13 protein-coding genes are annotated in these 10509 nt (G+C 60.4%); 8 read left to right on the top strand and 5 right to left on the bottom strand.

From position 1 onward, the window contains the following. The coding region (locus BV106_RS23015; RefSeq protein ID WP_038168680.1) for an AarF/UbiB family protein at positions 1-1184 on the bottom strand (1184 nt) is incomplete at its 3' end. 9 nt (positions 1185-1193) lie between these two features. Further along, positions 1194-1631, bottom strand: coding sequence for a phasin family protein (locus BV106_RS23010; protein ID WP_038168679.1), 438 nt, complete (start codon positions 1629-1631; stop codon positions 1194-1196). A 205-nt stretch (positions 1632-1836) separates the two neighbouring features. On the opposite strand from BV106_RS23010, the gene BV106_RS23005 reads away from it, so the two are divergent. From BV106_RS23005 to BV106_RS22970, 8 genes are all read left to right on the top strand, one after another. Beyond that, positions 1837-2517 carry a heavy metal response regulator transcription factor gene (locus BV106_RS23005; RefSeq protein ID WP_038168675.1) on the top strand — a complete coding sequence of 227 codons (681 nt, stop codon included), beginning with the start codon at positions 1837-1839 and terminating at the stop codon, positions 2515-2517. After that, positions 2504-3007: a hypothetical protein gene (locus tag BV106_RS23000; protein ID WP_038168674.1), complete on the top strand. Its 504-nt coding sequence runs from the start codon at positions 2504-2506 to the stop codon at positions 3005-3007. Before BV106_RS23005 ends, BV106_RS23000 begins: the two co-directional genes overlap by 14 nt. Then, positions 2983-3957 (top strand): heavy metal sensor histidine kinase, encoded by a 975-nt coding sequence (locus BV106_RS22995; protein WP_081892140.1) that lies wholly within the window; start codon positions 2983-2985, stop codon positions 3955-3957. Before BV106_RS23000 ends, BV106_RS22995 begins: the two co-directional genes overlap by 25 nt. A gap of 374 nt (positions 3958-4331) precedes the next feature. Continuing rightward, complete coding sequence (locus BV106_RS22990; RefSeq protein WP_051946220.1) at positions 4332-5192, top strand: DUF6662 family protein; 861 nt, start codon at positions 4332-4334, stop codon at positions 5190-5192. Between the two features lie 90 nt (positions 5193-5282). Continuing rightward, positions 5283-5819, top strand: a complete 537-nt coding sequence (locus tag BV106_RS22985; protein WP_081892138.1) for an FMN-binding protein — start codon at positions 5283-5285, stop codon at positions 5817-5819. A gap of 14 nt (positions 5820-5833) precedes the next feature. Beyond that, positions 5834-6724, top strand: coding sequence for an FAD:protein FMN transferase (locus BV106_RS22980; RefSeq protein WP_051946219.1), 891 nt, complete (start codon positions 5834-5836; stop codon positions 6722-6724). Then, positions 6721-7239 carry a hypothetical protein gene (locus BV106_RS36115; RefSeq protein WP_051946218.1) on the top strand — a complete coding sequence of 173 codons (519 nt, stop codon included), beginning with the start codon at positions 6721-6723 and terminating at the stop codon, positions 7237-7239. Before BV106_RS22980 ends, BV106_RS36115 begins: the two co-directional genes overlap by 4 nt. Positions 7240-7270: 31 nt before the next feature. Continuing rightward, positions 7271-7588, top strand: a complete 318-nt coding sequence (locus tag BV106_RS22970) for a DUF3817 domain-containing protein (RefSeq protein ID WP_038168669.1) — start codon at positions 7271-7273, stop codon at positions 7586-7588. 467 nt (positions 7589-8055) lie between these two features. On the opposite strand, the gene BV106_RS22965 is transcribed toward BV106_RS22970, so the two are convergent. The 3 genes from BV106_RS22965 to BV106_RS22955 form a co-directional block, all read right to left on the bottom strand. Continuing rightward, on the bottom strand, positions 8056-8538 hold the full coding sequence (locus BV106_RS22965) for a putative molybdenum carrier protein (protein ID WP_038168667.1): 483 nt from the start codon (positions 8536-8538) through the stop codon (positions 8056-8058). Between the two features lie 133 nt (positions 8539-8671). Further along, positions 8672-9646 carry an ABC transporter substrate-binding protein gene (locus tag BV106_RS22960; protein ID WP_038168665.1) on the bottom strand — a complete coding sequence of 325 codons (975 nt, stop codon included), beginning with the start codon at positions 9644-9646 and terminating at the stop codon, positions 8672-8674. A 67-nt stretch (positions 9647-9713) separates the two neighbouring features. Continuing rightward, positions 9714-10505 carry a creatininase family protein gene (locus BV106_RS22955; protein WP_051946217.1) on the bottom strand — a complete coding sequence of 264 codons (792 nt, stop codon included), beginning with the start codon at positions 10503-10505 and terminating at the stop codon, positions 9714-9716. Positions 10506-10509: the final 4 nt, after the last annotated feature.

Raw genomic sequence — 10509 nt, 5'->3', positions numbered from 1 at the left:
ACCATGTGATGATGCCGGATGATTCGGGTGAGGGCCGACAGAGCCTCGCTCACATCCAGCTCGCTGATGGACTGTGAGGCGTAATCGGCCACAAAGTCGGACAACTCGGCAATCAATTGATCATGGTCTGCGCCAGCGGATACCGAGCCCAAGCGACACACCGCATCGGCCAGCGCCAGCACGTCCGCCTGCCCGACGGCGAGCACGAGATTTTCCACCTCATCCCGCAGGCGCTCGTCCAGGCGCCCCGCCATACCGCAGTCCAGCACCCCCACCACACCGCCCGGCATCAGCATCAGGTTCCCCGGATGCGGATCCGCATGGTAAAAGGAATCACGGAAGATCATCGCCATGTACATGTTTGCCCCGCGGAGGGCAAAGGCGTTGAGATCGGCCCCTGAAGCTTGAAGACTTTCACGATCATTGCCAGGAATGCCGTCCAGGCGTTCCATGGTCAGCACCCGCTTGCTGGAGTACTCAGCGTAGGCTCTGGGGAAGCGGACTGTAGGGTCCCCGATAAACCGACGGGTAAATTCCTCGATATTGCGACGCTCATGATTGAAATCCAACTCATGCATGAGGGTGCGCTCAAACTGCCGCACCAAAGCCACCGGCTCATACTGCTTGGACTGTGGGGCGTGCACCTCGGACATCTCCGCCAGCCACGCCAGGATGGAGAGGTCGGCCTCCACCTTGCGCTGAATGCCCGGCTTGCGCACTTTCAAGACGACGGCCTCACCCGTCTTCAAGGTGGCATGATGCACCTGGGCAATCGATGCCGAGGCAAATGCATGTGAGTCGTAGGTGGCAAAGATCTCCTCAGGAGCACGGCCCAGATCTTCGATGATGACCTCGCGGATGGCTTCCGGTGGATCGGGCGGCGTGCTGGATTGCAGCTTCGAAAGCTCCTCCGCCAGCTCCACGCCGATGAGGTCTGGCCGGGTGCTGAGCACCTGTCCCAGTTTGATGAAGGTGGGACCCAGCTCCGTGAGCACCAGACGCACCCGCACCGACATCGGGGCCTCGGCGATGACGTCCCCCTCCCGACTGGTGAAAAACTGCTGCAAACTTGCGAATGGCAGTGGGCGCATCCAGTCGGCCAGTCCATAGCGGACAAGAGCCTTCATGATCTCGGCTACACGCCCGAAATCCCGCTGATGCTTCGCAAGCGGATTCAATTCCATGGGCTGGTATTAGCTCTCGAACCCTGGTTGCACAATGGGAGTTTCTCCGGGAGCGGCGTGGAGCTTGGACTCCAGCAGTTCGATCCGTTGTTTGAGGGAGTCGATGTCTTCCTGTCGCGCGACCTTCAGGCGGCTTAGCACCTCGTCAATACGCTTGTCCACGAGGCCTTGAAGTCCGTCGGCAGCCTGACCAGCCGTGCGCTTGATGCCCGCTTTCACAATGCCGAGCTGTACCAGGGACTGGTCGATGCGCTTGTCGATCTCCGTCTCCAGATCGCCCTTGGACGCATCCACCTGCTGTTGCAGTTCCTCTTCAAACTTCCGCCCCTGTTCCTCGGTCAGTTTCGCCTCTCGCGAAACGTCGGCGGCAAACTGCTGGACTTTGTCCTTGGTCAGGCTCGCAAGCCCAAGCCCCATGTAAACGCCTTTCTTTACGATCTCAAACATGATGATGTGATGGTGAAGGGTTAATCGTCAATACGTTGGGACAGGCTATTGGGGGATCTGCTCATCAAAAATCTTTGTTCATTGAAGCATCGATTGTGAACGCCCGGGCAGCCGCATGAGTCTTCACCCTCAAGGCCGTCCGGTGCCATCGATATCGTGAAGGTCATTGACGAAAAGCCTCAGCCACCCAATTCTGACCGACAACATGCGCATCCTCATAGTGGAAGACGAACGACGCAGCCGCGAGTTCCTGGCCAAGGGACTTCAGGAGGCGGGTTATGTGGTGGATGTGGCTGGCGATGGCGAGGAGGGGCTACAGGCGACACGGGACAACGACTTTGACCTTATCGTGCTGGACGTGATGCTGCCCGTGCGGGACGGCTGGCATGTGTTGGAACAACTCCGCAGCAAAGGGTGCGAAACCCCGGTCCTCTTCCTCACGGCCCGTGACTCGGTGCCGGATCGGGTCCGCGGTCTGGAGCTGGGTGCTGACGACTATCTGGTGAAACCCTTTGCATGGACGGAATTTCTGGCCCGGGTCCGCACCCTCCTCCGGCGCAGTCCGGTGCGTACGGCGGAGATCCTCAAGATCGGTGACCTGGAGCTGGATCTGCCCCGCATGAAGGCCCGTCGGGGACGGCAGCCCATCGACCTCACGGCCAAAGAATTTCAGCTCCTCAGTCTGCTGGCCCGCAGACGCGGAGAGGTCCTCTCCCGAACCACGATCTGCGAGCAGGTCTGGGACATGAACTTCTCCACGGATTCCAACGCGGTGGACGTGGCCATGGGCCGCCTGCGCCGCAAGGTGGATGAACCGTTTGAGAACAAGCTGATCCACACCCAGCGGGGCCTGGGTTACATCCTGGAAGACCGTGGCCAGTCCTGACGCCGCCCCACCCCGCCGCCCTGCACTTGGCCTGACCGAGCGCCTGGTCTTGGGTTATGTGCTCGCGGCACTGTTCACGCTCTCCTCCGCTGCCGTCTTCCTCTATCACACGCTGTACACCAGCTTCGAGATTGAAGACGCAGAGCTGCTGACGGACCACGTGAACACCCTCCGGCACGAGCTGGAGAGCACTCCGCAGAGCCTCCACGAGGCAGAGGAAATCATCCTCTCCACTGCCACCCACCGCACCCTGGAGCGCTACTACGGCCAGTTGCTCGATCACACGGGCAAGGTCCTCCTGGAAACACCGGGCTTCAGCGAACTGGTGGATAAGGACGCAGCCTTCCCCGTCGCGGCCCCCAAGGATGGCAACATCTCCGAGGTTGCCCGCCATTTCTCCAGCAAGGGCATCCCGTCCTTCCTGGCGGCCGCTCTGGTCGTGCACGATCCCAGCAAGCCCCCCTCGTGTACCATGTGGCTCTGGACGTGAGCCACCTGGAGGAGTGGCTCGGAGAACTGCGCCTGCAACTGATCCTGGTGGTGGCCACGGGTACCGCCCTGTCTGGGCTCCTGGCCTGGTTCCTCACCCATCGTGGTCTAGAACCCGTTCGAGAGATCACCTCCACCATGAAACGGGTGGGTGCAGGGGGATTAGATGAGCGGCTGGGAGGCAAACCCTGGCCCCGGGAGCTGGCCGCCATGGCCGGCGAGTTTGACCTCATGTTGCAGCGTCTCCGCGATGCCTTCTCCCGCCAGTCCCAGTTCAGCGCCGATGTCGCGCACGAGTTCCGCACGCCGCTGAACAACCTTGTCCTTTCCACCAGTCTGGCCCTCTCTCGCGATCACGCCCAGGAGGACTACCGCCAGACCCTGGCGACGCATTTGGAGGAATACGATCGCCTCAAGCACATGGTGGAGAGCCTCCTTTTCATCGCTCGTGCCGACAATGCGGAGGCCTCCCTCACCAGGGTGGAGGTGGATACCGCTGCGCTGGCGGAGGAAGTCGCTGATTTCTACTCAGCCCTCGCCGAAGACAAGGGCGTGATGCTCACCTCTTCAGGCGAAGGTTGCGTGATGGCCGATGCCTCACTCATGCGCATGGCGTTGGGCAATCTCATCTCCAACGCCATCCGGCATACGCCAGCAGGAGGAAAGGTCTCAGTGATGATCGCAAGAGAAGCCGACATCTGCCTGGTCTCCGTGGCTGACTCCGGCACGGGCATTGCTACCGAGCATTTGCCCCGCCTCTTTGACCGCTTCTATCGCGTGGATTCAGCCCGCAGCAGTCAGGGAGGTGATGCTGGCGTGGGCCTGGGGCTGGCCCTCGTAAAGACGGTTGTGCAACTGCATGGCGGCACCGTGTCCGTGAGCAGCACCCCGGGCGCAGGCACCACCGTGGAAATGCGGTTCCAGAGCAACATGAAGAAGGTGACCAACTGAGACACCTTGCCCCGTCCGGGACTCGCAATCGGATACTCGCCCTCCAACTTTCGAACCTTTTGTTATTTCACATAACCCGTCATAATCTGGTTGAGCAGGAACACTGCTTTCCTCCTGCTGCTCACCCATCAGCCTTAGCAATCCACATCAGCCAGGGCATTTTTTGCTCCCTTTTGCATCAATGCCGTTCACAAAATCCTCCCGTCTCAGTGAAAAGGTCGCCTTCCTAACAGTTCTGTTAATCGTCTGTTAGACTTCCGTTAGGAAAATGTACGTTTTCGATACAATGAAGCGACTGCGTCTCAAATCCATCTTGCCTCGAACAACCCGATCACAAAAGCTTGGGAGCCTCCGGTTAACAACCAAGTACTCCCATGAAATTCAACACTCTGCTCCACCTGCCCCTTGCCGCCTCGGCGGTGATCGCGGCGGCATCCCTCCTCCCCCAGTCCGCGCAAGCTGACGAAAACATGTTTGGCTACGTGTACGGGGCCGACACGCTCCCCAAAGGCAAGTGGGAGGTGTACAACTGGACCACCTGGCGTCACAGCAAGGACGTGGGTGAGTACGATGCTTTCGACATCCAGTTCGAGGCGGAGTACGGGATCACGGATCACTTCCAGACCTCCACGTACATCATGTTTGATCTGCGTGATCAGTCGGGGCTCGATCCTGAGGAGTACAAAGATCTGAATCAGTTTGAGTTCGACGGCCTGAAGCAGTCCTTCAAGTACAACGTGCTCAGCACCTACAAGGACGCCTTTGGTCTCTCCTTCTATGTCGAGCCGGGCTGGAGCCGCTTTCACAAAGTGACGGGCGAACGCATCGATGAGTTCGAGCTTGAAACCAAAGTCATCATTCAGAAGAACTTCCTCGACGACACCCTCATCTGGGCGTTGAACCTGACACCGGAGTTTGAATGGTACTTCCCCGATGAAAGCTCCACCGAGACGGAGTTCGTCTTTGAAACCACCACCGGCCTCTCCTACCGGTTTATCGAGAACTGGTACGCCGGTGTGGAAGTGCGCTACCACACAGAGTTTCCTGAATACGGGGCCCAGGAACACCAGGCCATCTTCGTGGGTCCCAACATCCACTACGGTGGTGAAAAGTGGTGGTTCACGCTCACCTGGCTCCCGCAGATCTGGGGTGAACCCAATGAGGAAGGCAGCCACCGCCACTTTGGAGAACACGAGAAGAGCGAGCTGCGCCTGAAGGTCGGGTACAACTTCTGATCCGGCCAAAAAAATGGAAGGTGCCGCCTCTGTCCGCCAGACGGCTGGCACCTTCTCTCTTATTTCCCAAGCTCCCCACTCACGATCCCCATGCTTCGTCATACATGGTTGCGCCATGCCGCCGTCCTTCTGGGCTCCCTGGTCGTACCCCGCATCGTTCGCAGTGAGACGTATCTCTCCGCAGAAGAGGCCCAGCGCCTGCTCTTTCCCGGTGCTGGTCTCCGCAAGGTGGAAGTCACTCTCACGGCGGACCAGAAATCTGCCGTGGAAAAGGCCAGCGGAGAGCGGGTGCGCCAGCTTCAGCTCAATGCATGGAAGGCGGCGGATGGCGGCTGGTTCATCGTGGATGAGGTTCTAGGCAAGCACCAATTCATCACTTATGCCATCGCCCTCTCTGCGGCGGGGGCGGTCAAGGGGATCGAGGTCCTCGTGTACCGGGAGACCTACGGCCACGAGATCAAGCTTCCCAAGTGGCGCGCACAGTTCCAAGGCAAAACCGCAGCCGCTCCGCTCAAGATCGACGGGGACATCAAGAACATCTCTGGGGCCACGCTGAGTTGTGTGCACGTCACCGACGGCGTCCGCCGCATCCTCCAGACTCATGCAATCGTCTTGAAGACGCTCTGACTGATCGATTGCCCATGGCGGAGATCTCCCGCAGCCAGCCGCTTCTCGGCACCCTTGTGCGGATCACCCTGCGTGATGCCGCCATGGGGGCTGACGGCTTGCACCAACTGGCGGATGACGCCTTCGCTGCGATCACTCGTGTACAGGCGTTGATGAGCTGGTTTGATCCTCAGAGCGACGTCTCCCGCATCAACGCCAGAGCCCACCGTGAGGAGGTGGAGGTGCATCCCTGCACGGCCCACGTGCTTCGCGAGGCCAGGCGATTCTCTCAACTGAGCGACGGCGCCTTTGACATCACCATCACCCCGGTCCTGACCGGCTGGGGTCTGCGCCCCACCAGAAAAACACCCAGGTCGGCATCTCTGGCGGGCAACTGGGAGGATGTGCAGGTCACGGTCTCGAACCAGGTGTTCTACACCCGCCCCGTTCAGGTGGATCTGGGCGGGATAGCCAAGGGTTATGCGGTGGATCGGGCCGTGGCAGCACTCGCCCATGCGGCCCCAGACTTTGCCCTCGTGGACGCGAGCGGCGACATGCGCTATCTCGGCAACGATCCGCCTCAACTCCGGCTTCGCGATCCTGAGGCGCCGTATCTGAGATCCACGGAAGTCCCCTTCTTGAAGCGGGCCGTGGCCACGAGCGCAGCCTACGCCTCAACCCGTCGCAAGGGCTGGCGGCGGGTCAATCATCTGGTCCATCCCCAGACCAGGAAGCCCGCGCCGACCCACGCCTCCGCCACCGTCTTTGCCGATACCTGTCTTCAAGCGGATGCCTTGAGCAAGGTCGCCCTTTTTGCCCCACCGGAAACGCTGGCGTCTGCTCTGCAAGACGAAGCCGCCGTGATCTGGCCGGGCAGCCTCGCTGAAGCGCATCCCGCTTTCGGCAATTTCCCCACTCCCCCATGAAACGAATTGCCCTTCACTTTCCCAAGGTTTGGAAAGCTGCTCTCTACCTCTTCTTTGCGCTGAGCTGGCTCTCAGGCACAGGCTGGTTTGCGTTGCATCGGTGGGTCACCGTCGAGGGCGAGTTTGGCCCCCAGCCGAGCTCGTGGGAGGGGCCATTGCTGAAGCTGCACGGTGGTGCAGCCATGATGATGATGGTGTACTACGGCTACCTGCTGGCCAGTCACATCCCGGTCGGGTTTCGGTCCGGTCGCAGCAGGGTGACGGGGCTCTTTCTCGCCATCTCACTGGGCTTCATGATCGTCACTGCCTATGGGCTGTACTACATCGGGGACGAAGACGTCCGCGGTGTCATCGCCTGGGCCCACCTCTGCACCGGGGTCCTGATTCCGCTGGTGCTGATCATCCACGTCTGGCTGGGTCACCGCCAGCGGAGCAGCCAGATTCGCGAGACAGGCGCCTTGCGTCTCCCCGGGCTGCGGCACATCGCCACGTCGTCGATGACGGACGAGACTTGAACTCTCCCGCAGGTCGGCGTAACGCGATGGGATGAAGAACCCCGTCACCCTCCTGCGCAAAGTGGCCCTGGCCGAGGCTGTGTCCTACCTCATCCTGCTGGGGATCGCCATGCCGCTCAAGTACGTGTGGCACATGCCTCTGGCGGTGAAGTACGTGGGCTGGGTGCACGGAGCCCTTTTTGTGGTGTTCTGCCTCTCCCTCCTGCAGGTGTGGCTGACTGCCAAATGGCCCATCTTCAGGGCGGCACTGGTCTTCATCGCCTCCCTGCTGCCGCTCGTGCCCTTCTTCCTGGATCGCTGGATGGGCGGGCAGGAACTGGCCTACGCCCGCCAAAAGGCTGCGAACTGAATGTGACTAGAGATTTTCTGCAGCCCCTTGGCACATGAACGTGAGGTTAAGCACTTTGCATCGTTGACACTCGCGGGTGCTCTGACGCCAACGGCGTCATACAAAGCAGTCCAGGGTCAGGCGAGGCACGAGCCGCCACCCTGGGTACATGGATGGGTGGACCAGAACTCCGAAGTGAGTTCTACAAACTGTGAACGCACCCCTGAAGTGTCCACCACGTGCAACACGGTCGTCTCCGGGTGACCTGGACGGTTTGTTGCACTCCCTTGGAGTTCCAGCGTTATCCCATTGCTACCCGGGGTGGCGCCCGCTTCGCGGTCTGACCCCGGGCTGTTTTGTATCACGCCGTTGGCGTGGGGGCTTCCTCCATGAAGAAACACGGGATCACCGTCACGGCTTAGACCTCGCCCCCTTAACCTGACGCCCACGCCCATGATTGGATCCGGTCTCCTTCAGGGCGATCGGCATCAAAGCTCGCCCATGCGCATCATGATTCCCTCTGCCTTGTCGAGGGTGGAGGTCACCCAGACGTAGATGCCGGGTTCTTTTTCCTCATGGGAACCGGCGATGTTCAGACGCCGAACCCGGTGCTTGTCCATAAATGCGACCAACTTCTCCGAGCCGGCCAAAATTCCCCGGTGCAGGTGCAGGCAGGGTTTTTTCAGTTTGCGAGCAAAGGTCACGGACTTCAGGGCGCCGCCCGTGGCTTTTTCCGCGAAGGTGAAGACGACGGTGGCATCGGCATCGCGCACATTCCACTCAGTCCGCTCCAGCGTGACGTCCTTTTCTGTTTCCTTGAGCTGATACTTGGCATCCAACTCGCCATCCAGGGCCTTTCTGCCCTTGGGACACCACCCGCCATGGGGCACGTTGTGGGCGATCGCCCAATCCAGCGCGGCCCGCTGCGCCCCGGTTTGTCCCCCGGCAAGAATGCTTTCAAATTTTACCATTGGTTTCTTAACCTCATTGAGGGCAGGGTTTCAAGCGGGGATGGGGGCGGGAATGCATTTTAGCCCGGCCAAACCCCTTCCCCAAGGAAAAGTTTGACCGGGATTGCCGCCCCTCAATCCCTGCTCTGCGCCCTCACTTGAGGCCGTTGACGATGCCGGGCACCAGGTAGCTTTCCGGTTTCTGTGATTCTGTGTACACCTTGTTGTCCAGGTTGAACTTGTTTCCCAGCGCCATGGAGCCATAGACGGAGTCCAGGCCCGCGCCCTTCTTGTAGGCCGTTTTGGCTTCTTCAAGCGTCAGGAAGTGGGTGCCCTTCATCGCGGCCAGGTAGTCTTTCACATCGGCTCCCACCTTGGCAGCCAGAATCCCGGCTGCATCCTCCTTCGTTTTCTCGTCTAGGATGTAGTCCACGCACTTGTAGTACACCTTCACCACTTTTTCCCAGTCGGCCTTGCGCTGGCTGTAGCTCACGGGATTCACGCAGAGCCCGTCATAGATGAGCCCTTTGGCATGTCCGCTGGTGAAGAGCGGCTTGGATCCCGCCACCGCCTTGAGCGCCTGGTTGGAAACCGGGTACCAGGCCCCGATGGCGGCCACATTCCCGGAGGCCAGGGTCTGCGGGGTCTCATTGGTCGCCGTGTTTACCAGTTCCACGTCAGCCGCCGTCATGCCATTGGCCTCCAGCGCCTTCAGCAGCAGGAGATGCTCCACCAGCGTGAGTTCAAGCGCCACTTTCTTGCCCTTGAGATCCTTGATGGAGTTGATCCCCGCCTTGCCAATGATCATGTCGCCACCATCGCTGTAGTCCAGCAGACAGACGATCTTGCTCTTGGCACCGTTGGCCCCTGTCACCATGGCATCCGTGGTGACGCAGGTTACGGCATCCACCTTACCCGAGGCAAAGGCGTCCAGCGAGGGCAGGTAGTCGAACCACACGAGCTCAACGTCCACCCCGGCTTCTTTGAACCATCCCTTCTGCTTGGCCACCTCGATGAGAGTGAATCCCGGCCAGTCCGAATAGGCGATCTTCAACGGTTCTGCGTGAAGACCGACTGAGGACAATGCGACGGCGGCAATGGAGAACAGGCGTTTGACGAGTGTTTTCATGGCTTTCTGGATGGGTGGATGTGGGGTTGGATAGGTTGGTTGATTGGGATGAAGTTGGGCGACTCCCTCAGGGGGCCCAACTCAAGGGAGGGTGCTCCACGCGAGCCTTCTCAATGAGGGCCGCCAGCGCCTCTCCCATTTGGGAGATCAACAGAGCGCCCTGCTCCGCCGCACCCAGGCTGGGCCGTCCGGTGACGCCGTTGAGACTGGTATGGGCCACCCGGTGGGGAAAGACACACCCCGCCGTGCGATCGGGATCGTCTGCGGTGCTTATGCGCTCTTGCACCACGGAAGAGGGATCTAGGAACAACATCAGCGATGTCTCGGCCTCGTTGGCATGCCAGTCGGCCGCATCATGCGTGAAACGCCCCGCAATCTCCTCAGTGAGATTCCAGGTATTCCGCGTGGCCGTTAGCAGGCTGTCGCCAAGGTCATGCCGGAGGCGGTCCACCGCGCAGCGGAGGGCAGCATCGTTGCCGTAGTGGGAGTTCACAATGAGGAGCCGTTTCCAGCCGGAGGCGGCCGCCCATTGGGCAATCTCCCGCACCGTGAGCATGAGGGTTTCATGAAACAAAGAGAAGGTGCCCGGCCACTTCACGGTGTGACCGAGTGAGACGGAATACCCCAGGGCGGGCAGCACCGGCGCCCCGGTGAGCGCTGAGGCGAGATGACAGGTGGACTGGGCAATGACCGTGTCCGTATTCAGCGGCAGATGGGGGCCATGCTGCTCCATGGCTCCCACCGGAAGCAGGAGCACGTCCTGCAGGGTGGACTCAGCATCTGGCCAGGCCAGGCGCTCCAGCAGTACAGGGCTACGGACGGGAGGCGCTGGCAGGTGTGCGAACCAGGATGGAATCATGACA

The organism is Verrucomicrobium sp. BvORR106 (assembly GCF_000739655.1).
Taxonomy (GTDB): Bacteria; Verrucomicrobiota; Verrucomicrobiia; order Verrucomicrobiales; family Verrucomicrobiaceae; genus Verrucomicrobium.
The sequence above is the reverse complement of the archived record's forward strand: the minus strand, read 5'-3'. Positions and strand labels throughout refer to the sequence as shown.

What these genes read in the sequence shown, in the direction of transcription:
- BV106_RS22970 (WP_038168669.1), top strand. Translation starts at nt 7,271, where the DNA reads ATGAAGAACCCCGTCACCCTCCTGCGCAAAGTGGCCCTGGCCGAGGCT.
- BV106_RS23005 (WP_038168675.1), top strand. Translation starts at nt 1,837, where the DNA reads ATGCGCATCCTCATAGTGGAAGACGAACGACGCAGCCGCGAGTTCCTG.
- BV106_RS22985 (WP_081892138.1), top strand. Translation starts at nt 5,283, where the DNA reads ATGCTTCGTCATACATGGTTGCGCCATGCCGCCGTCCTTCTGGGCTCC.
- BV106_RS22955 (WP_051946217.1), bottom strand. Translation starts at nt 10,505, where the DNA reads ATGATTCCATCCTGGTTCGCACACCTGCCAGCGCCTCCCGTCCGTAGC.
- BV106_RS22965 (WP_038168667.1), bottom strand. Translation starts at nt 8,538, where the DNA reads ATGGTAAAATTTGAAAGCATTCTTGCCGGGGGACAAACCGGGGCGCAG.
- BV106_RS23010 (WP_038168679.1), bottom strand. Translation starts at nt 1,631, where the DNA reads ATGTTTGAGATCGTAAAGAAAGGCGTTTACATGGGGCTTGGGCTTGCG.
- BV106_RS22980 (WP_051946219.1), top strand. Translation starts at nt 5,834, where the DNA reads ATGGCGGAGATCTCCCGCAGCCAGCCGCTTCTCGGCACCCTTGTGCGG.
- BV106_RS22960 (WP_038168665.1), bottom strand. Translation starts at nt 9,646, where the DNA reads ATGAAAACACTCGTCAAACGCCTGTTCTCCATTGCCGCCGTCGCATTG.
- BV106_RS36115 (WP_051946218.1), top strand. Translation starts at nt 6,721, where the DNA reads ATGAAACGAATTGCCCTTCACTTTCCCAAGGTTTGGAAAGCTGCTCTC.
- BV106_RS22990 (WP_051946220.1), top strand. Translation starts at nt 4,332, where the DNA reads ATGAAATTCAACACTCTGCTCCACCTGCCCCTTGCCGCCTCGGCGGTG.